The sequence below is a fragment of the Kineosporia sp. A_224 genome, from assembly GCF_002198655.1.
Classification (GTDB): domain Bacteria; phylum Actinomycetota; class Actinomycetes; order Actinomycetales; family Kineosporiaceae; genus R-H-3.
The window spans coordinates 1-19,005 of sequence record NZ_MWLN01000186.1; the positions used below are offsets into that span (position 1 = coordinate 1).

The 19,005-nt window shown below is 74.0% G+C and carries 21 protein-coding genes and 1 pseudogene; 13 read left to right on the plus strand and 9 right to left on the minus strand.

From position 1 onward, the window contains the following. The 3 genes from EDJALFJO_RS19270 to EDJALFJO_RS19280 form a co-directional block, all read right to left on the minus strand. Positions 1 to 392 (minus strand): single-stranded DNA-binding protein (locus tag EDJALFJO_RS19270; protein ID WP_143448661.1); only part of this gene is annotated, 392 nt, incomplete at its 3' end. Between the two features lie 95 nt (positions 393 to 487). Further along, positions 488 to 778 carry a 30S ribosomal protein S6 gene (gene rpsF, locus EDJALFJO_RS19275; protein WP_088287942.1) on the minus strand — a complete coding sequence of 97 codons (291 nt, stop codon included), beginning with the start codon at positions 776 to 778 and terminating at the stop codon, positions 488 to 490. Between the two features lie 208 nt (positions 779 to 986). Beyond that, entirely contained in the window at positions 987 to 2,279 is a 1,293-nt protein-coding gene (locus EDJALFJO_RS19280; RefSeq protein WP_088287943.1) for a glycosyltransferase 87 family protein, read from the minus strand. A gap of 89 nt (positions 2,280 to 2,368) precedes the next feature. Between EDJALFJO_RS19280 and EDJALFJO_RS34450 the strand changes: the two genes are divergently transcribed. After that, positions 2,369 to 2,512 carry a hypothetical protein gene (locus EDJALFJO_RS34450; protein WP_158220487.1) on the plus strand — a complete coding sequence of 48 codons (144 nt, stop codon included), beginning with the start codon at positions 2,369 to 2,371 and terminating at the stop codon, positions 2,510 to 2,512. A gap of 1,089 nt (positions 2,513 to 3,601) precedes the next feature. On the opposite strand, the gene EDJALFJO_RS19290 is transcribed toward EDJALFJO_RS34450, so the two are convergent. Both EDJALFJO_RS19290 and EDJALFJO_RS19295 read right to left on the minus strand, forming a co-directional pair. Beyond that, positions 3,602 to 4,579 carry a hypothetical protein gene (locus EDJALFJO_RS19290; protein ID WP_088287945.1) on the minus strand — a complete coding sequence of 326 codons (978 nt, stop codon included), beginning with the start codon at positions 4,577 to 4,579 and terminating at the stop codon, positions 3,602 to 3,604. Between the two features lie 119 nt (positions 4,580 to 4,698). Beyond that, on the minus strand, positions 4,699 to 5,769 hold the full coding sequence (locus tag EDJALFJO_RS19295; RefSeq protein ID WP_088287946.1) for an IS630 family transposase: 1,071 nt from the start codon (positions 5,767 to 5,769) through the stop codon (positions 4,699 to 4,701). Positions 5,770 to 5,836: 67 nt separating this feature from the next. Here EDJALFJO_RS19295 and merB point away from each other — a divergent pair, with 67 nt between their 5' ends. The 4 genes from merB to EDJALFJO_RS19315 all read left to right on the plus strand — a co-directional run bounded on the left by merB (position 5,837) and on the right by EDJALFJO_RS19315 (position 9,636). Beyond that, positions 5,837 to 6,565 carry an organomercurial lyase gene (merB, locus tag EDJALFJO_RS19300; RefSeq protein WP_088287947.1) on the plus strand — a complete coding sequence of 243 codons (729 nt, stop codon included), beginning with the start codon at positions 5,837 to 5,839 and terminating at the stop codon, positions 6,563 to 6,565. A gap of 359 nt (positions 6,566 to 6,924) precedes the next feature. Further along, entirely contained in the window at positions 6,925 to 7,317 is a 393-nt protein-coding gene (locus EDJALFJO_RS19305) for a YciI family protein (protein WP_088287948.1), read from the plus strand. Positions 7,318 to 7,330: 13 nt separating this feature from the next. Beyond that, complete coding sequence (locus tag EDJALFJO_RS19310) at positions 7,331 to 8,701, plus strand: RNA polymerase sigma factor (protein ID WP_088287949.1); 1,371 nt, start codon at positions 7,331 to 7,333, stop codon at positions 8,699 to 8,701. After that, positions 8,692 to 9,636: a hypothetical protein gene (locus EDJALFJO_RS19315; protein ID WP_088287950.1), complete on the plus strand. Its 945-nt coding sequence runs from the start codon at positions 8,692 to 8,694 to the stop codon at positions 9,634 to 9,636. Before EDJALFJO_RS19310 ends, EDJALFJO_RS19315 begins: the two co-directional genes overlap by 10 nt. Positions 9,637 to 9,641: 5 nt before the next feature. On the opposite strand, the gene EDJALFJO_RS19320 is transcribed toward EDJALFJO_RS19315, so the two are convergent. Beyond that, positions 9,642 to 11,138, minus strand: coding sequence for a KamA family radical SAM protein (locus EDJALFJO_RS19320; protein ID WP_088287951.1), 1,497 nt, complete (start codon positions 11,136 to 11,138; stop codon positions 9,642 to 9,644). Between the two features lie 73 nt (positions 11,139 to 11,211). On the opposite strand from EDJALFJO_RS19320, the gene EDJALFJO_RS19325 reads away from it, so the two are divergent. The 7 genes and pseudogenes from EDJALFJO_RS19325 to EDJALFJO_RS35090 all read left to right on the plus strand — a co-directional run bounded on the left by EDJALFJO_RS19325 (position 11,212) and on the right by EDJALFJO_RS35090 (position 16,253). Continuing rightward, positions 11,212 to 12,309: an L-erythro-3,5-diaminohexanoate dehydrogenase gene (locus tag EDJALFJO_RS19325; RefSeq protein WP_088287952.1), complete on the plus strand. Its 1,098-nt coding sequence runs from the start codon at positions 11,212 to 11,214 to the stop codon at positions 12,307 to 12,309. A 58-nt stretch (positions 12,310 to 12,367) separates the two neighbouring features. Beyond that, positions 12,368 to 12,721 (plus strand): hypothetical protein, encoded by a 354-nt coding sequence (locus tag EDJALFJO_RS19330; protein ID WP_088287953.1) that lies wholly within the window; start codon positions 12,368 to 12,370, stop codon positions 12,719 to 12,721. 32 nt (positions 12,722 to 12,753) lie between these two features. Next, positions 12,754 to 13,635: a hypothetical protein gene (locus EDJALFJO_RS19335; RefSeq protein WP_143448662.1), complete on the plus strand. Its 882-nt coding sequence runs from the start codon at positions 12,754 to 12,756 to the stop codon at positions 13,633 to 13,635. 168 nt (positions 13,636 to 13,803) lie between these two features. Further along, positions 13,804 to 14,505, plus strand: a complete 702-nt coding sequence (locus tag EDJALFJO_RS19340; RefSeq protein ID WP_369812559.1) for a class I SAM-dependent methyltransferase — start codon at positions 13,804 to 13,806, stop codon at positions 14,503 to 14,505. Positions 14,506 to 14,552: 47 nt separating this feature from the next. Further along, positions 14,553 to 14,750 (plus strand): annotated as a pseudogene (locus EDJALFJO_RS36500) (hypothetical protein); the annotation flags it as partial. Between the two features lie 125 nt (positions 14,751 to 14,875). After that, positions 14,876 to 15,178, plus strand: a complete 303-nt coding sequence (locus EDJALFJO_RS19350) for a sigma factor-like helix-turn-helix DNA-binding protein (RefSeq protein WP_088287998.1) — start codon at positions 14,876 to 14,878, stop codon at positions 15,176 to 15,178. Positions 15,179 to 15,341: 163 nt separating this feature from the next. Then, on the plus strand, positions 15,342 to 16,253 hold the full coding sequence (locus EDJALFJO_RS35090) for a hypothetical protein (RefSeq protein ID WP_198950463.1): 912 nt from the start codon (positions 15,342 to 15,344) through the stop codon (positions 16,251 to 16,253). On the opposite strand, the gene EDJALFJO_RS35095 is transcribed toward EDJALFJO_RS35090, so the two are convergent. The 3 genes from EDJALFJO_RS35095 to EDJALFJO_RS19360 all read right to left on the minus strand — a co-directional run bounded on the left by EDJALFJO_RS35095 (position 16,226) and on the right by EDJALFJO_RS19360 (position 17,856). After that, the gene (locus tag EDJALFJO_RS35095; RefSeq protein ID WP_198950455.1) at positions 16,226 to 16,402 is read right to left on the minus strand and encodes a hypothetical protein; all 177 of its coding nucleotides are present in this window, start codon (positions 16,400 to 16,402) and stop codon (positions 16,226 to 16,228) included. The genes EDJALFJO_RS35090 and EDJALFJO_RS35095 overlap by 28 nt on opposite strands. Before the next feature lie 110 nt (positions 16,403 to 16,512). Next, positions 16,513 to 16,890: a class I SAM-dependent methyltransferase gene (locus tag EDJALFJO_RS35100; RefSeq protein ID WP_198950456.1), complete on the minus strand. Its 378-nt coding sequence runs from the start codon at positions 16,888 to 16,890 to the stop codon at positions 16,513 to 16,515. A gap of 9 nt (positions 16,891 to 16,899) precedes the next feature. After that, positions 16,900 to 17,856, minus strand: coding sequence for a LysR family transcriptional regulator (locus EDJALFJO_RS19360; RefSeq protein WP_088287956.1), 957 nt, complete (start codon positions 17,854 to 17,856; stop codon positions 16,900 to 16,902). A 94-nt stretch (positions 17,857 to 17,950) separates the two neighbouring features. Between EDJALFJO_RS19360 and EDJALFJO_RS19365 the strand changes: the two genes are divergently transcribed. Then, the gene (locus EDJALFJO_RS19365; RefSeq protein WP_088287957.1) at positions 17,951 to 18,994 is read left to right on the plus strand and encodes a YeiH family protein; all 1,044 of its coding nucleotides are present in this window, start codon (positions 17,951 to 17,953) and stop codon (positions 18,992 to 18,994) included. Positions 18,995 to 19,005 lie beyond the last annotated feature (11 nt).

Here is a 19,005-nt window from a genome sequence, read left to right on the forward strand (position 1 = left end):
AAGCCACCACCGCCGCCGCCCCCGCCACGGCTGGTCTTGTTGACCTTCGCCGTCGCGTAGCGCAGGGAGGGGCCGACCTCGTCGACGTCCAGCTCGACGACCGTGCGCTTCTCGCCCTCCTTGGTCTCGTACGAGCGGCTGCGGAGCCGGCCCGTCACGAGCACGCGGGTGCCCCGCTGGAGCGACTCGGCCACGTTCTCGGCCGCGTCACGCCACACCGAGCAGCGCATGAAGAGGGTGTCGCCGTCCTTCCACTCGTTCGACTGACGGTCGAACGTGCGGGGGGTCGACGCGACGGTGAAGTTCGCCACCGCGGCCCCGGACGGCGTGAACCGCAGCTCGGGGTCGTTGGTGACGTTGCCGATGATGGTGATGACGGTCTCGCCGGCCATGGGTTCTTCGCCTTCGACAGTGGATGGGAGCTCGTCGGGGAAGGTACGGGCCGGGTCCGACAGGTGCCTCTCGGCGGCCCGCCGGGCCCTCCCGCTCAGCGAGCGTCGGGACGGATGAGCTTGGTGCGCAGAACGCTCTCGTTGAGGTTCAGCTGCCGGTCAAGCTCCTTGGCGACCTCGGGCGTGGACGTCATGTCGACGACCGCGTAGATGCCCTCGGTCTTCTTCTTGATCTCGTACGCGAGGCGACGACGACCCCAGATGTCGACGTTCTCCACGGAGCCGCCGCCGTTGCGGACGACGTTGAGGAAACGGTCGAGCGACGGGGCGACGGTCCGCTCCTCGAGCTCGGGGTCGAGGATGACCATCAGCTCGTAGTGACGCATGCGTGAACCCACCTCCTCTGGTCTTGAGCGGTCACGGTCCGTCCGTGACAGGAGGGCTGTTGCGTCCGGGACGCCGGCCCGGGATCAGGTGACCCGGGGACGTCCGCGGGCCAAGGCTACCCGCAGGCTCCCCCGGGGCCGAAATCGGTCGTCCACAGGGACGGACCCGACGTTCCGGTCGGATCAGACGACCGGATCGGACGACCGGTCAGACGAGCCGGACGACGAGCGCGTCGTGGGCCCCGTCGGCCGGACCGCCGAGCGGGTCGTCGGCCCCCGGACCGCCGTCCTCGGGCAGCCGGACGGGGTCGCGCAGCGGGTCCCGGACCGCGCGCAGGGCCTGGACCGCGAGCCATGTCATGCCGCCGAGGCGCACGAGCATGAGGAGCAGGTAGAACCCGGCGGGCATCCCGCGGTCGGTGTTCGTCAGCCCGCCGATGTAGAGCCAGACCGCGACGAAGTAGACGACCTCGGTCGTCGCCCAGACGAGGTGGTCGCGCCAGCGCAGCCCGGCCCACGCGACGAACGGCAGGAGCAGGAGCGAGGCCTGCACCGGCACCGACTTCGACACGAGCAGGCAGCCGACGACGGCGACGAGCGCGACGTGCGCGACCCGGGGCCGGCGGTGCGACGCGAGCGCGACGGCGAGCACGAGGATCACGACGAGGGAGAACCCGACGATCGACAGCACCGTGCTCGCCGTCGCACCGAGGCCGTCCCCCGAGTACCAGAACCGGGCGTTCGACGGCTTGCTCTGGGCGAGCATCTGCGGCGCGAGCCACAGCGAGCCGTAGCCGGGGGTGCCGTCCCGCCACGTCGAGAACGCCACCCCGAGCTGGCCCAGCCACCCGGGCAGCAGGACGGCGCGCAGCCCGAGGTAGGCACCGAGGCCCACCAGGACGGTGGCCGCCGCGCGACCGGCCGCCCCGGCCCGCAGGGCGACCGCGAGCAGCACGACGCCGAGCACGGCGTACGTCGGCCGGACGGCGACGGTCAGGCCGAGCAGGACGCCCGCGGTGACGATCTTCTGCCGGCTCCAGGCGAGCAGCGCCGCGCAGCCGAGCGCGACGGCGAACAGGTCGTAGGAGATCAGCCCCGCGGTGACGACCACCGGTGAGAGCGCGAGGTGCGCGGCGTCCCAGCGGCGGCGGCCGGCGACCGACGCGACGCAGAGCACGGCGACCGCGAGCGCGGCGGCCAGCAGCACCGCGGACAGGTCGAAGAAGACCCTGGCCGCCGTTGCGGACCCCTCGTCCGGGACCAGGCGCGAGACGGTCCAGATGAGGGCGCCCATGAGCGGCGGCTGGCCGAGCGAGCCGTCCGCCGCGACCGCGTCGACGAGCCCGGGGCGCCCCGGGTCGCCGAGGCCGGCGCTGCCGTAGAGCACCGGCACGTCGGAGTAGCACATGTGGAAGAACTGGTCGGGCGACGACCAGCCCTCCATCCGGCAGTGCTGGCGCTCGACGACGGCGAACCCCATGGCGACGATGACGAAGACCATGAGCGCGGACGCCGCCCGCCAGAACCCGGTCGCGGCTGCGACCCGGCGGCCGGCCGGCCCGCCGACGAGCGTCCGTCCGAGGAGCCGACATGTCCGACACCACCGACACCACCGACACCACCGACACAAGCGCCGGGAGCAGGGCACCGTCCGGGGACCATCCCGCCGCGGCCGGGACCCAGAAGAGGGTGAACGTGGAGGCGGCCACCACGCCGACCAGCCACAGCCCGTAGACCGTCGTCCCGCCGGCGGACCGCCCGGCGAGCAGGCCCCGCGGGTACCGGACCTCGACCGGCCGCCACCGGCCGCCGAAGGACGACCAGACCACGCTGCGGTCACCCGGGCCGAACCGGACGAGCCGGTCGAGCCCACGGGCCAGCCCGAGCGCCCGGGCGTCGGCGAGCCGCCGACCCTGCACGGCGACGTCGGCCGGCGTCGCGGCCCGCAGCAGCTCGTCCCGGCCGAGGTGGGTGCCGTGGCCGAGCCAGGCGGACGCCGCCCGCCGCCCGGCGTGCGTCAGCCGCTCCCCGTGGAAGCGCCCCCAGAACGGGCCGAGCAGCACCACCATGGTGACCGCGGTGAAGGCGAACAAGGTGTTCCCCGGCTCCGTCGTGTTCTCCGCTCTGGCGACGGCCACGGCACCGACCGCCAGCGCAGGCACGAGGGCCGCCGCGACGAGCACGGACCGCAGCACCCACCCGGCGCGCGCGGAGGTGAGCCGACGCGCCCGGGTCGCCTCGACGACGGCCTCCCGGACGTCGTCCTCCTCGGGTGCCCCGGCGCGGGCCGCGAGCGCGGGCAGCGGGACGGGACCGCCACGGCCCAGGCTCCGGACCCGCGCCAGGACGAGCGACTCCAGGCGGCTCAGCCCGTCGACGGGTCTGCCCGGCCGGACCGTCGCCGGGCCGCCGGCCGGCGCCTCGATGACGAGGACCCCGCGTCCTGCGAGGTCCAGGAGCGTGGCCGCGGCGGCCGGCTCGGTGTCCGGCCCACCGACGAGGAACGCGACGACCCCGGGCGGGAGGTCGTCGGGCGGTTCGACTGAGGCCGGCCCGGGGGCCGGTCGGCCGAACCGGGTCAGGACGTGGGCGGAGGCGGTGACGACGCCCCAGCCGAGGAGGGCGGCGACAACCAGGACGAGATCGTGCGACACGGGCGAACTCCACAGGGCGGTGCGGATCGGTCACCGCTGCGATGATCACACGGGCCGGTCGGTTCCATCCCGGTCTTCGGCAATCTGCGACCGGGCTGCCGCACCGAACGAGCGGCCAGGGGGCGTCTTCCGTGCGAAGCGCACCGTCGGGGCGCCTTGCGTCGTCTCGTCAGCCGTCGTCGCTGCGCCGGACGAGCTCGAGGCCAAGGTGCGCCGCGATCTGGGCGGCGAGCCGTTGGAGCCCGACGACTTCGGAGCCCTCGGGGTCCGTGGCCTCCAGCAGCGCCGTCGCGGGCTCGGGAGCGTGGCGGGCAGGGGAGAGCTCGAGCTCGATCCGTAAGCCCCCGGGTCCGCGGTCGCCCTGGAAGCGCCGCAGGGCAAGTGCCGCGACCTCCGCGCGCTCGAACACCAGGGAACGCGCCCCGGCGGACACCCCCAGGCGGCGGTTCGCATCGTCGCGCCAGGCCAGCAGCCGCCCCGGACCAACGGCACCGGCAAGGCTGCGCGGTGACCGACGCGCGTAGCGGCGGGACGCGCCGAGCTCAGAGCCCCAGTGCCCGACCGCCACGTCGAGCACCATCCCGCCGCCGAGTCGCACGGCGTCGGCCACCGGCTCGAGGCTGCCGTCGGGGTAGGGAAACGCCAGCGCACTGTGAATCGAAACGGCAGCGCACAACGCCAGGCGAGGGTTCTGTTCGTGGAGCACGTTGTTGCTCGGTTGCTGCAACTCGGGCGGGAAGGTGTGGAGCTCGACGCGGAAGACTCCGAAGTCCCAACGACACTGCAGGCAGTTCGAGACATCGCAGACCAGGGGAGGGCCCAGGGCCAGGCTCAACTGCTCGACCATGTCGCGGTGGTTGGAGCGAGCGTCGTCGTGCGCCAGGTAGTCCGCCCAGAGGTACTCGGGCGCGAGGTCCATCACCTGCTCGTCGGCATACATGACGAAGGACAGCGGTGTACGGCTCAGTGCGCTTGCCTCTGGCAGAGCGATGACGTCACGCCACCCGTGGTAGCTCCGAACACCGAAGAGCTCGAAGTAGCGCTGCCGCGAGGTCAGGAAATCGAGCCCGAGCGGCGCAACCCGCTCCAGGAAACGACGCTCCGAGTCACTCAGTTGCTCCGGCAGTGGCCGATACAGTCGCCCCATGAATGGTGTCGTGTCCCAGACGTAGCAGTCGCTGTGCGTTGAGGCCCCAAGACCTTGAGGAGTGGGGCCCGCTGAATGCACTTCAGCGGCGCGGGATCTCTACTCCCGGAGAAGAGATACTAGTGCCCCGTCTGTGCAGCGCCTGGACGGTTGACCGTCTTGAGGACGTCGTCCGCGGTCTTGGTCCAGGTGAAGGGATGGGCACGCTCGTTCCAGCCGTCGAGGTAGGCGCGGATCGTGGTGGTGAGCCCGCGAACGGAGCGACAGGAGCCGCGGTGGAGGGCTTGACGTTCGGCCATCGAGAACCAGGCTTCGACCATGTTCATCCAAGAGGCGTGGCTCGGGGTGAAGTGCACGACCACGCGAGGGTTGGTCGCCAGCCAGGCCTTCACCGCGGTGTGCTTGTGCGTCGCGTAGTTGTCCATCACCAGGTGCACCTCGCCGCGGGGGTATGCGCTGGTGACCTGGCGCAGGAAGGTCAGGAACTCCTCGTGGCTGTGCCGCGGGTGGCAGCGGGCAGTGATCTTGCCGGTCACGTTCAGCGCCGCGAACAGAGTCGTGGTGCCGTGCCGGCGATAGTCGTGAGAGCGGCGCTCGATCAGATGCGGTTGCATCGGCAGGATCGGCGAGGTGCGCTCCAGGGCCTGGGTCTGGCTCTTCTCGTCCACGCAGAGCACGACGGCATTCTGGGGCGGGTTCAGGTACAGGCCCACCACGTCGATGACCTTGGCCTCCAGTTCGGGGTCGGTGGAGAACCGGAACGACCCGGTCCGCAAGGGCTGCAGCCCGTACGCTCGCCACGCTTTCGCGATCGTGGAGTTCGCGACCTTCAACCGGTCCCCGAGCAAACGGGTCGACCAGTGCGTCTCGCCCAGGCTCCTCGGCGGCGGCTTGAGCGTCTCGGTGATGATCCGGGCCTGGTCGATCGTGAGCGGTCGCCCTGACCGGTCCTGGTCGTGCAGCGCGCTCACCCCGCCTCGACCGTACCGGGCGCGCCAGGTCACCACCGTCTGACGGGCGACCCCGACCCGGTGAGCGATCTCGGTGTTGCCGACGCCGGCGGCGGCCAGCAAGACGATCCGTGCTCGCTGCGCGAGCCCGGCCCGCACGCCGGAGGCCCGAGTCAGCCGCTCCAGCTCGACCTGGTCCCCTTCCCACAGCACGAGCGCTGGTGCCGGACGGTTCGCCATGCCCCATTCTCGGACGGCCCGGAACCGTCCAGCAACTAACGCCACAACCGGCGCTACACTCCCCGCCATGTCCACCCCCACCGGCCCCGACGCAGACCCAAGTGCCGGGCCCGATGAAGCGTTCGCAGACGGCGGCGTCGACGTCGAGGCCGTCCGTCTGGCGGTCTACACCCGGTTCGCGCACGACGGCCGGCCCCCCACAGACCAGGAGCTCGCCGGCGAGCTCCACGTCGGCCGCGACACCGTGCGCCGGGCCATCGAGGAGTTGGCCGCCGGGCGCAACCTGGCCCTCGACGCCGACGGCCGGATCGCCATGGCGCACCCGTTCTCCGCGGTCCCACTGGGCTTCTCCGTGATGGGTGCCAACACCCTGTGGTGGGGCGGCTGCGCGTGGGACTCCTTCGCGATGGCCCACCTGCTGACCTGGGAACCCTCCCTCCTGGTCGCTACCACCTGCCCCGCATGCTCGACACCACACGCGTGGAACGTCACCCGCACCGCGCCGCCCGCCGGCGAGCAGGTCGCCCATTTCCTGGTCCCCGCCGCGCACATGTGGGACGACGTCGTGCACACCTGCGGCCACCAGCGCCTGTTCTGCAACGACACCTGCGTGGTCACCTGGCTCGAGCAGACCGGCAACCAGCGCGGCTACGTCATGGACCTGACCACCCTCTGGCGCTTCGCCTCAGACTGGTACACCGGCCGTCTCGACCGCGGCTACGCCCGCCGAGAACCCGCTGCAGCCGCCGACTACCTGCGCAGCGTCGGCCTCTCCGGACCATTCTGGGGACTCTGAACCAGAGCCCTCCCGTCCAAGCATTTCGCACACGCGCCACTAGACCCACGCCGCGGAGCGGCGGCCGGCGCAGCACGGTCCTGGCCGCGATCCTTCAGGGCCTGGCGGCCGCTGCCGCCACCGCCAACGGGGAGGTCCAGCAAGGCACCACGCTGCGGTCACGTGGAACGCGACGGCTCCGGGCGGGAGGTCGTCGGCCGGTTCGGGCGAGGCCGGTCCAGGCGTCGGGCGGCCGAAGCCGGGTCAGGAACCGAGGTACCGCCGGACTCGTCGAGGGATCCCGGTTCGGGGACCATGTCGAGAACTGCGCGACGGCTCCGACGAGCCACCGACAGCAGCCGACGCCCCAGGGAGAGCCCGTGAAGTACGTCATCCTCATCCACTCCAACCCCGAGCCGTGGGGCCACCCGACCGAGCACTACACCGCCGAGGGCCGGGCCCAGTCGCCCGAGGACCGCGAGCGCGCCGACAAGGCCTTCGACGTGCTCATGGAGGGCCTCGTCGCCTCCGGCGAGTTCGTCACCGCCGAGGCACTCGCCGACCCGGCATCGGCGACCCTCTACCGGTGGACGCCCGACGGGCACGTCGCCACCGACGGGCCGTACGCGGAGACCAAGGAGCACCTCGCCGGGTTCTTCCTCGTCGACGTCGCGAGCCCGGAACGCGCGCAGGAGATCGCGGCGCAGTTCGTCGGCCCGGGCAGCGCGGTCGAGCTGCGGCCGGCGATGTGGGGCGGCGGCCCGGACGAGTGAGCAGACCCCGCCGGTGACCGGGCCCGGACTCCCGCAGCGCCCGCTCGAGGACGTGCTGCGGGAGGCGGCACCCGACGTCCTCGCGGTGCTCGTGCGCCGGTGCGGCGACCTCGACACCGCGGAGGACGCCGTCCAGGAGGCGATGCTCGCGGCGACGACGCAGTGGCCGCGGGAGGGGCTGCCCGACAACCCGACCGGCTGGCTCGTCCGGGTGGCGGACCGCCGGCTCGTCGACCGGTACCGCAGCGAGAGCGCCCGGGCCCGGCGCGAGCGGACCGCCGTCCTCCGGGAGCCCGCGGACCGGCTGCACGCACCGGCCGCGGACGCCGGCGTGGACACCGACGTCGACACCGGCCCGGGCGCCGACGGCGAGGCGCCCGTCGACGACCAGGTGCACCTGTTCGCGCTCTGCTGCCACCCGGCCCTGAGCCGGGCCTCGCAGGTGGCGCTCACGCTGCGGTCGCTCGCCGGCCTCACGACGCAGCAGATCGCGCGGGGGTTCCTGGTGCCGGAACCGACGATGGCGCAACGGATCAGCCGGGCGAAGGCACGGCTGCGCGAGTCCGGCGCCCGGTTCGGCGCGCTCACCGCCGACGAGCTCGCCGAGCGGATGGCGGCGGTGCTCCAGGTGCTCTACCTCGTCTTCACCGAGGGCCACACGGCCACCGCCGGGGCCAGGCTGTTCGACGTGTCGCTGACGGCCGAGGCGATCCGGCTCACCCGGCGGCTCGCGACGCTCCGGCCCGGTGACGACGAGTGCGCGGGACTGCTCGCGCTCATGCTGCTCACCGATGCCCGGCGGGCGGCGCGGACGGCGCCCGACGGTGCTCTCGTGCCGCTCGCCGAGCAGGACCGCTCGCTGTGGGACCGGGCCGCGGTCGCCGAGGCGGTCGCGATCCTCGAACGGGTGCTGCCGCGCGGCCACGTCGGGCCGTACCAGCTCCAGGCCGCCATCGCCGCGGTGCACGCGGAGGCAGCGCACTGGGAGGACACCGACTGGCAGCAGATCACGGTGCTCTACCGGATGCTCGAGCGGATCGCCCCGGGACCGGCCGTCACCCTCAACCTCGCCGTGTCGGTGGCGATGGAGCAGGGCCCGGACGCCGCCCTGCCCCTGCTCGACCCGCTCCTCGGCGACCCGGCGATGCGCCGCCAGCACCGGCTGCACGCCGTCCGCGCGCACCTGCTCGACCGCCTCGGGCACACCGACGAGGCACGCGAGGCGTACGCGACGGCGGCGCGGCTGACGACGAGCATCACCGAGCAGCGCTACCTCAACGCGAAGGCCGGGCGGCTGCTGCAGGATCGAGGGGAGGAACCCGGTACGGCACCTCGTCGTCACAGCGGCGTGCACGACGACAAGGAGTCAGGACCATGGGGCTGAGCGAGTCCCAGGAGCGGGAGCTCCGCGCAGCCTTCGAGCAGCGGGCAGCCGAGGCCCGTGCCCGGACGGCGCCGCAGTGGGAGCACGCCGGGGCCGTCGGCCGGCGGCACGGGCTCGGTGCGCCGTCGGCGGTCTTCCTGGACGAGCAGCCCGACCCGTGGGGGACGTCGCTGGGGGCCGCCGCGATCCTGCAGGGTCTGGCGGCCCCCGCCGCTGCCGCCACCGTCTACGGGGAGGTCCAGCGGGGCACGGGAGCGCTGTGGCCGCTCGCGGCCCTGCCGGTCCTGCTGCTCGTCGGCGCCGTGACGTGCGGGACGCGGTCGTGGCGATGGCCGCCACGCCGGTCCTGGGCCTACCTCTTCGCGGACGGTCTCGTGACGGTGGACCACCGAGGCGCGGAGCGGGCCACGCGGTGGGGGGACGTCGTCGGCGCCGACTACGTCTGGGACTCGCACCCCGAGGTCTCGCCCCCGTCGATGCGGGGCTACCGGCTGCGCGTCGCGGGGGCCGCCGACGTCGTCCTGACGGGACGGCTCCGCAACGTGCACGATCCCTGGTCCGGCACCGGCGACCTTCTCGGCATCCTGCTGCCGGGCGCCGTGGCGGCCACCATGCCGGGCGTCGAGCGCCTCGGCCAGGCCCTCGAGCGGCATGTCGTCACCGGGCTGGCGCGGCAGGCGCTGGCTCGCGCGGCCGCAGGCCCGGTCGACCTCGGCCCGGTCAGGCTCGGAGCCGGCACGATCGGTGCGGGGAAGCGGCCGCCGGTCCGGTGGCAGGACGTCACCGCGTGGCAGGTCAACGGGGACGTCCTGCGGATCGACAGCACGGGAGGGCGCGGCGCCCGCCTGCGCGTGGACCTGAGCACGGTCCCCGACGGCTGGGTCGTCGTCCAGGTGCTCACGCTGCAGGGCGGACGCCCGCCCGGTCCGGAGTAGACCGGTCAGGCCTGCGCCCGCGCCGCCGCCCGGCTCGACGCGGCGTGCTCGGTCGCCGCGAGGTGCGCGAGCTCGACGTCCGAGTTCTCCCGCCACCACGCCTGGCCCTCCTCCGGGAGGGTGTCGATCGGGTCGTAGTACGGGTAGGTCCGGGTCAGGGCCTCGGGGTCGGACGACTCGATCGACGTCCGGTAGTTCTTCGTCCAGCGGCTGATCCCGCGGACCGCGTCGTGCTCGGCGTTCTGGTGCACCCAGCGCTTGCCGACGAAGGGGACGTCGCACACGATCCGCGGCGTCGCGAAGCCCGGCAGGTAGCCCATGATCCCGTGCTGGAGCTCCTGCGCCACGGGCAGGCTGACCCGCCAGTGCTCGCTGAACGGGATCATGTCGCACATGTAGAAGTAGTACGGCGTGATCATCGCGCCGTCCTGCAGCCGGAAGCACAGGTCGAGCAGGTCGTCGACCTCGGCGTTGACGCCCCGCATGAGGACGCCCTGGTTGCGCACGTCGCGGACGCCGGCCTCGAGCATCGCCATCGTCGCCTCGGCGACGAGCGGCGTCACCGACTGGGCGGCGTTGACGTGGGTGTGGATCGCGAGGCTCACGCCGCGCTCGCGCGCCGTCCGGGCGACGCGGGCGACGCCCTCGACGACGTCCTGCTGCAGCCAGTGCTGCGGCAGGCCCATGAGGGCCTTCGTCGCGAGCCGGATGTCCCGGATGTTCTCGATCTCGAGCAGCCGGACGATGAACGCCTCGAGGTTCTTCCACGGCATGTTCGCGACGTCCCCGCCGGAGACGACGACGTCGCGGACCTCGGGGGAGCGGCGCAGGTACTCGACCATGCGGTCGGTGCGGTCGACCGGCTTGAGGTCGAACTTCAGCTTCTGGACGACGGGCGTCGAGTTCCCGACGAGGTCCATCCGGGTGCAGTGACCGCAGTACTGCGGGCACGTCGGGAGCAGCTCGGCGAGCACCTTCGTCGGGTACCGGTGCGTGAGCCCCTCGGCGACCCACATGTCGTGCTCGTGCAGGCTGTCGCGGGTCGCGAACGGGTGGCTCGGCCACTCGGTGAGGCGGTCGGAGAAGACCGGGAGCATGTAGCGGCGCACCGGGTCCGCGTAGAACGCCGCGGTGAACGCCGGGCCGCCGGCCGGCGCGACGCCGTCCGTCGCGGGGACCATCGTGTTGAGCATCTGCGGCGGGACGAGCATCGACATCGTCGCCCGCTCGGCCTGGTCGCGCTCGAGGTCGGCGTAGAACGACTCGTCGAGCAGGTCGCCCATGAGCGCCTTGAGCTGGGCCGTCGTCTTGACGCAGTGCGCGCGCTGCCACTGGGCGCTGCGCCACTGCTCCTGGGTGACGTCCTTCCACCCGGGCAGGCGCGTCCAGTCCGGCTCCACGAGCTCGACCCGGCGGTAGCGGTACGGCTGGCCGTGGGACGGCTGCACAGCCGCGTCCGGCGAGGCGGCGGGCACCGGCGGGCTCGTCACGATGTCGGTCATTGGAGCAATGTACGGGAGATCCTGCGGTGATGTCAGCCACTGACGGGACGATTTTCTGCACTACCCTGGAGTCATGACAGAGGTTGTCGAGACCCGCACCGCCGTTCCGACCTCGCCCGTGGGCCTGCACCGGGTGCTCGAGCCGCACGGCGTGCTGCCGCAGGCGGCCTGGCGCCTCGACGCCGACCCGGAGATCCGCGCGGACGAGGTCCGGGTCCGGGTCGAGCGGCTCAACCTCGACGCCGCGAGCTTCCGGCAGCTGTCCGACAAGAACCACGGGGACGGCGACGCCGTCCGGGCCGAGGTGCTCGCGATCGTCGGCAGCCGCGGCAAGATGCACAACCCGGTGACCGGCTCCGGCGGGATGCTCGTCGGCACCGTCGAGGAGGCCGGCCCGCAGAGCACCCTCGGCCTGGCCCCGGGGGACCGGATCGCGACCCTCGTCTCGCTGACCCTGACCCCGCTGCGGATCACCGACGGCCTCGCCCGCTGGGACGGCCGCAGCGAGCAGGTCCCGTGCGACGGGCACGCCGTCCTCTTCGGCCGCTCGATCGCCGCGCACCTGCCCGACGACCTGCCCGCGGAGCTCGCCCTGGCCGTCATGGACGTCTGCGGCGCCCCCGCCCTGACCCACCGCGTCGTCGCGAAGTACGTCGCCCAGGGCCGCCCGCCGGTCGTCGCCGTCATCGGCGGGGCCGGCAAGAGCGGCTCGCTCGCGCTGGCCGCCGCGCGCCGGGCCGGCGCCTCCCGGCTCATCGGCGTCGTCCCCGTGACGCACGAGAAGACGGCCCTCGAGGCGACCGGCCTCGCCGACGTCGTCGTCCTCGCCGACGCCCGGGACCCGGTGGCCATCTCCGAGGCCGTCGCCGCCGCGGGCGGGCCTGCGGACGTCACCGTCGTCTGCGTGGACGTGCCCGGCTGCGAGCACGGCGCGATCCTCTCGACCGGGAACCTCGGCACCGTCGTGTTCTTCTCCATGGCGACGTCGTTCGCGACCGCGGCGCTCGGCGCCGAGGGCCTCGCCGCCGACGTCACGCTCATGATCGGCAACGGCTACGCCGCGGGCCACGCCGACTTCGCCCTCGACGTGCTGCGCAACTCGCCTGGCGCGCGGACGCTCTTCGAGAACAAGCTCTCCAGCCACACGGGCGCGGTGCACCCGCCGCGCTGACGCCGTCCGGCCGGGCGAATGCCCCCGCCCGGACCGGACCGGGACCTACAGTGCCGCTGTGAGCGACCTCGGCGGCCGGAACTGGACGCCCCTTCTCGTGCCGGTGGGGGTCGTGGCCTTCCTCGTCGGTGCCTGGCTCGTGGTCGCCAGCGGCCCGGAGCCCGCCGGCCCGCCCGGGACCCCCGAAGGTGCCGTCGAGTCCTGCAAGCTGGCGGTCACCGGGCGGCTCTCGAAGCCGGACAGCGCGACGTTCACCTCGACCCGGTGGCGCAACGGCGGCACCGTGTGGGAGGTGAGCGGGGTCGTGGCCGTGACGGCCCGCGACGGCACTCCTGTCGAGGCGCCGTTCCAGTGCTGGGCCGTCCGGACGAGCGGCGAGGTGACCTCCCTGGTGCTGCCCGGCGGCCTGTGACCGCTGCGGCGTGATCGTTAGGCTGCAGCGCCATGACGATCTCCGGGGGTCGCCCGGGTGCGGTGGTCTACGTCCCGACCGCGCCGCTGCACCCCGGGACCACGTTCACCGTGCGGGCCGACGTGCCCGCGGTCGACCCGTCCGTCCGAGGGGCGACTCTGCGGTTCGGCTACGCGTTCTACTACCTCCGCAGCGGCGCGTACGAGTGCACCAACGGGCTCTGCGACGAGTACGAGGCGCTTCCTGCGTCCCTGCGGACCGGATCCCACATGCACAGCGGCACACCGCAGTGGACGAACGGCTGGCACGAGGTCGCCGCCTACGACCTCTTCGCGGGCCCGCCGGTGCCGGTGAGCCGGGTCGTGACGCTCACCGTCCCGCCGGACGCCCCGCCGTCCACCGCAGGATTGCTGTGGTGGCAGGTCCGAGCCGAGATCGACGTCATCCACGCGCGCGACCCGGAGCAGCCCGCCCCGCTGCTCGTCGTGCCGGACCCGGCGGCCGAGCCCGCCTGCCTGGCCGACGAGCCGATGTCGACCGACAGCACCGTTTTCGATGTCGAGCTCGACCGACGGCTCGTCCACCGGGGCGGGACGGTCGCCGGGACACTGACCGTCCGCCCGCACGAAGCGGTGCGGACGAACGGTCTGAAGGTCCGCCTCGTGCGCGAGGTGCGCCAGCGCGAGGTCTCGGTGGACGTCGCCCGGCAGGAGACGCCGACGGTGCCGATCACCGGCGCGTTCGACTTCGTCCCCGGGGCACCCTTCCGGGTGCCGTTCCAGGTCGCCGTCCCGCCGGACGCCGCTGCCTGCTGCGTCACGGACGGCTTCACGCTGCACTGGTTCCTCGAGATCGTCATCGACAAGAAGCGCTGGCTGGACTCGACGATCCGGGTCCCGGTCGCCGTGATCTGACCTCCGTTCGGCGGCCCCCGCCGCCCCCGCGGCTGGCACGATCCTCAGGTGGACGGCAGGCGGCTCGAGCAGGGCACGGACGACGCACCGGCGGCCGGCGCGCCGAACGCGGCCGGTGGGCCGGCTGCCCGGGCGCGGTCGGTCGCCGGGGTCGAGGACCTCCTCGACCTGCTCGACGGCCTGTTCGCAGCAGGCGGTGACCGGTGGTCGCCGGACGGATCTGCCTGGTGGGACGGGTTCTACGCCGACCGCGACCGGCCGGTGCCGTTCTTCCGGGCCGGCCCCGACGAGAGCCTCGTCGACTGGACGGCGCGGGGCCTGCTCCCGGTCGGCGGCCGCGCCCTCGACGTCGGGTGCGGCCCGGGCCGGGACACCCGCTGGCTCGCAGAGCAGGGCTGGGCCGTCGACGGCGTCGACCTCTCTGCCCAGGCGATCGGCTGGGCCCGGGAGCACGCGGCCTCGGCACCGCCCGACGTCGCCGCCCGGCTGCACCTCGTGGCGGGCGACGTCTTCGCGCAGCCCGTCCCGGCCGACGGCTACGACCTCGTCCACGACTCGGGCTGCTTCCACCACCTGCCGCCGCACCGCCGGATCAGCTACCTCGCCCTGCTGGCGCGCGCCCTGCGACCCGGCGGCGCGTTCGCCCTCACCTGCTTCGCGGCAGGCCGGATGGGCTCCGAGGCGCCCGACGCGTCGTTCTACGCCACGGGCAGCCTCGAGGGCGGGCTCGCCTACTCCGAGGCCGACCTGCGGCGGATCTTCGCCGACCTGGACGTGGTCGAGATCCGGCCGATGCGGCCGCAGCCGCGGGACGGCGACCAGTTCGGCGAGGACTTCCTGCTCGTCGCGCTCTTCCGCCGGCCGTTCTGAGCCGCGCCGAGGGGTAACGCCTCGCCCTCCAGTGGGAACAAGGAGCCATGACGGGATCACCGCAGCACCGCGAGCCGCCGTCCGGCGGGGCCGGTCGTGACGAGGCGTGGTTCGAGGACCTCTTCCGACGCAGCCACTTCGCTGTGCTCGCCTACGCCCGCCGTCGAGTCCCCGAGGACGCCGACGACGTTGTCGCGGAGGTGTTCTCTGTGGCCTGGCGGCGCCGGGAGGAGGTTCCGGAGGAATCGCTGCCATGGCTCTACCGGGTCGCGCACCACGAGGTCCTGCACTCCCGACGAGGTGAGGCCCAGCGCTCCCGGAACGCGCAGGCCGCGGTCAGGCGGCTCGGTCCCGAGCAGCGGTGCCGGACATGGGGGAGCACGTGGCCGACAGACTCGACAGCCGGGCGCTCATCCGCCCGGCACTGGACCTCCTTCCGGACACCGACCAGGAGCTGTTGCGCCTGTGGGCCTGGGAGGGGTTGGAGCCGCAGGAGATCGCCTATGTGCTCGGTTGCAGCCGTGGCGCGACCCGGGTCCGGCTGCATCGTGCGCTGCGGCGGCTCCGCCGAGCCGTCCTGGCCGCCGCCCCTCAGCACACCGATCCGAGGGCAGGACACCGAGCCGCCCACGACGACACCGTGGCAGCACTGGCCGCCAGGATGGAGGCCTGACATGACCGTCGACACGGCAGCCCTGCGGGAGATGCTGCGTGCGGCCGACCCTGCGGCCAGCGCGGTGGCCTATCCGGCGGACCGCCAGACCCTGATCGTCGCCTCCGTCATGGACCCAGCCCGAGGGGGTGCCGGACACCGGCGAGGACGCCGACGCCGCGGAGTGCGGCTCGCAGCCGGTGCGGCCGTTGCCGTGGTCGTCGCGCTGGCCAGCAGCGTCCTTCTCCCGGGGAACGCGGTCGCGGCACAGATGGACCAGCTCGCGGCGCACGCTGCCGGCCCGCTGCCACCCCGTACCTATCTCTACACCGAGACCCGGACCCTGACGATCGGCGGTACTGCCAGACCGGGGCCGACTGACCGGCGCTGGGACAGCTGGACGTCGACGGCCTGGCAAGGCGACACGTGCAACGACCGGGTCGACACCGTCCAGGCCCCGACCCGCTTCTTCAGCCCGGCGGACGAGCAGGCGTTCCGCGCCGAAGCCGGCGAGCAGGCTCTCCGGACGGCCCTGCGGGGTTGGTCCACGAGCGACCGCGGCGCTGCCCTCCGCCCCCTCGACGCCGTCCCGTGCGAAGGCGACGGCACCTTCTCCAACCCGAACCCGGCATACGCCGCGACGTACCCCAGCACCCCCGAGGGCTTCCTCTCCAAGGCGGTGCGCGACGCCGGCGCTCACCCGGACAGGGCGTTCAACACACCCGCCGACGCCGTCCTCGACATGCTGCGGCTGCCGTACCTGACCGCCGCCCAGCGCTCCGCAGCCCTGCGGGCGTTCGGCCAGGCCGCCGGGGAATGGACCGTGGGTGAGCACGTCACGGTGGCCGGTGTCCGCGGCGTGACGATCCGCCGCGACCTGGGGCCGGTCGAGGAGGAGCTCGTCATCGGAGCACAGGCCCCGGGCCTCCTGAGATCCGTCCTGCGGATCACCGATCCGGCGCACGCCGGCGCGTTCGACCCGCGCTACGTCGGGCTGTCCGAGGGCACCGTGGTCCGGGACGAGGTCGTGCTCACTGTGGCCGTCGTGCCGGACCTCGACAGCCGCCGTCAGACAGGGCAGGCCGCCAGCAGATAGCACTGGCCCGTCGCCTCGCCGTCGCGCTCCACCGGCGGCCGGAGGCACGTCCACAGCAGGTCGAACTCGGCGGCCACGAGCATCGCGCTGACCTGCTCGGCGGTCCGGCGGTGGAACCGCAGTTCGACCGCGGGCCCGAGCCGGCTCACGCTGCGATGCACCACCTCGTCGCCGGTTTGGAAGGCGAGGACGACGACCCCGCCGGGCCGCAGCGCCCGTCGAGCACGTCGGGCAGGTCGTCGTCCGGGACGTGGATCACTCAGTACCACGCGACGAGCCCGCCGAGGCTCCCCGCTGGGACGTCGAGGGCCGTCATCGAGCCGACGGCGAACCGCAGGCCGGGGTGCTCGCGACGCGCCACCGCGACCATGCCGGGGGACAGGTACACCCCGGCGGCATCGAGGCCGGCCGCGACGAGGTGCGCCGTCACCCGACCCGGTCCGCAGCCGACGTCGAGCACCGGCCCGCCCCCGCCGGCCTGCACCAGGTCGGTGAACAGACCCAGCACCGCCCGGTCGTACGGCTGGCAGGCCATGAGGTCCCGCAGCTCCTTGGTGTACGGCTCGGCGAGGTCGTCGTACGAGGTGCGCGTCGCGGTCAGCCAGTGCGGTTCGGCGGCCGGTGGTTCGGCGTCCATACCGCCACGCTAGTTCGCGGTCACCGGCTCGGGCGGCGTCCACACCGCGTGCCGGGCGGCGATCCGCAGCAGGTCGCGGGCGGGGCCGGTCGGGCGCTGGCCGCGCGGCCAGACCGCCCGCAGCCGACGGGAGAGGTCGAGCCCCGGCACCGGGACCCGGACGAGGCGCCCGGCGGCGACGTCGTCCTCGACCGCGAAGGTGCTGAGGACGGCGGGCCCGGCCCCGGCCTCGACGGCCGAGCGCACGGCGCTCGCGGTCGACAGCTCGAGCAGCGGGGTGGCCGGCGCCGGCGCGACGGGTCCGGCGGGCAGGAGGGCGGCGAGGGCGGCCTCGAGGGCCAGCCGGGTCCCGGACCCGGGTTCGCGGGTCACGAGCCGGGTCGCGGCGAGTTCCTCGGGGTCGAGCGGACGGCGGCGGCGGGCCCACGGGTGCGCCGGGTTGACGACGACGGCGAGCTCGTCCCGGGCGACCACCTCGCCGTCGAGGTCGGGCGACACCGCCGGCCCCTCGACGAAGCCGAGGTCGACGCCGTGGGCGAGCAGGGCCCGCCCCACCTCGGTGGAGTTCATGGCCGACAGGCTCACGGCGACGTCCGGCCGGTCGGTCGCGAGCCGGACGAGCCAGCGGGGGAGCAGGTGCTCGGCGACCGTGAGGCTCGCGGCGACCCGCAGCCGCGCGTCCGCGTCGGCCCGCAGGGACGCGATCCCGGCCTCGAGCACCTCGGCCGCCGCGAGGACGCCCCGCGCCCAGTCCGCGAGCAGCGCACCGGCCGGCGTGAGGGTCGACCCGCGCGCCCCGCGGTCGACGACCGCGAAGCCGACGAGCCGCTCGACGGAGCGGATCCGGGCGCTGACGGCCGGCTGGCTGATCCCGTGCTCGGCCGCGGCCCGGCCGAGGCTGCCGGTGCTGGCGACGCGCAGGAGAAGCTGGAGGGTGTCGAGGTCAGGGACCCGGTTCAGAGCCATGCATCCAGTCTATGGGTAGCCATAAGCAAGCCTGATGTCTGCATCAGGACGAGCCGTCTACCGTGTCGCCGCAGGTCAGCCGCACCGTGGGGGCATGCTGCAGGCCGCACCCGCGCCGGCGGGACGGCGCGCCGCGCGCCTCGTGCCGGGGCTCGCCGTCGTCGTCGGGCTCGCCGCGCTCGCCCTGGCCGCCTCGGCACTGCTGCCGGGGGTCGTCGCCGCGAGCGTCGCCGTCGCGCTCGGCGCGCTCCTCGGGTCCTCCGGACTGCACCATGCCGCGCTCCGCCCCGGCACCCGGGCCGCGGGGCACCACCTGCTCCGGGGCGCCGTCGTGCTGCTCGGGCTCGAGGTCGCGGTGCCGGACGTCGTGCGCCTCGGCGGGCCGGGGCTGGTCGCGGTGGCAGTGACCGTCGCGGTCACCTTCACGGGCACGCGGCTGCTCGGCCGGCTGCTCGGCGTGCCCGCCCCGCAGGCGCTCCTCGTCGCGACGGGCTTCTCGATCTGCGGAGCGTCGGCGGTCGCCGGCATGCGGGACGCCGCGCGCGCCGAGGACGAGGACGCAGCCGTCGCCGTCGGCCTCGTGACGCTCTGCGGGACCACCGCGATCGTCGTCCTGCCCCTGCTGCGCGGTCCGCTCGGCCTCGACCCGGCCGCCTTCGGCGCGTGGGTCGGCGCGAGCGTGCAGGACGTCGGCCAGACCGTGGCCGTCGCGCAGCAGGTCCCCGGCGCGCTGCACGCGGCGGTCGTCGTCAAGCTGAGCCGCGTCGTCCTGCTCGCACCCCTCGTCGCGGGCGTCGCGCTCGCCCGGCGGCGCGCGGACGCCGCGCGCCCGGCCGAGGCACGAGGAACGGGCAGCCTCCGCCGGCCGCCGCTCGTCCCCGGGTTCGTCGTCGGCTTCCTCGCCGCGGTCGCCGTCGCGAGCAGCGGACTGCTCCCGGGACCGTTGCTCGCGGCGGCCGGCGACGTCCGCCACGTCGTGACGGTCGCCGCCCTCGTCGGCCTCGGCACCGGCATCGACGTCCGGGCGCTGCGCCGGACCGCGGGCCGGGCGACGGCGCTCGGCCTGCTCAGCTGGGCCCTCGTCGCGACGACGTCGCTCGCGGCGCTCACCCTCGCCGCCCGGGTCGGCGCTGCCTAGACTCCCCGCCC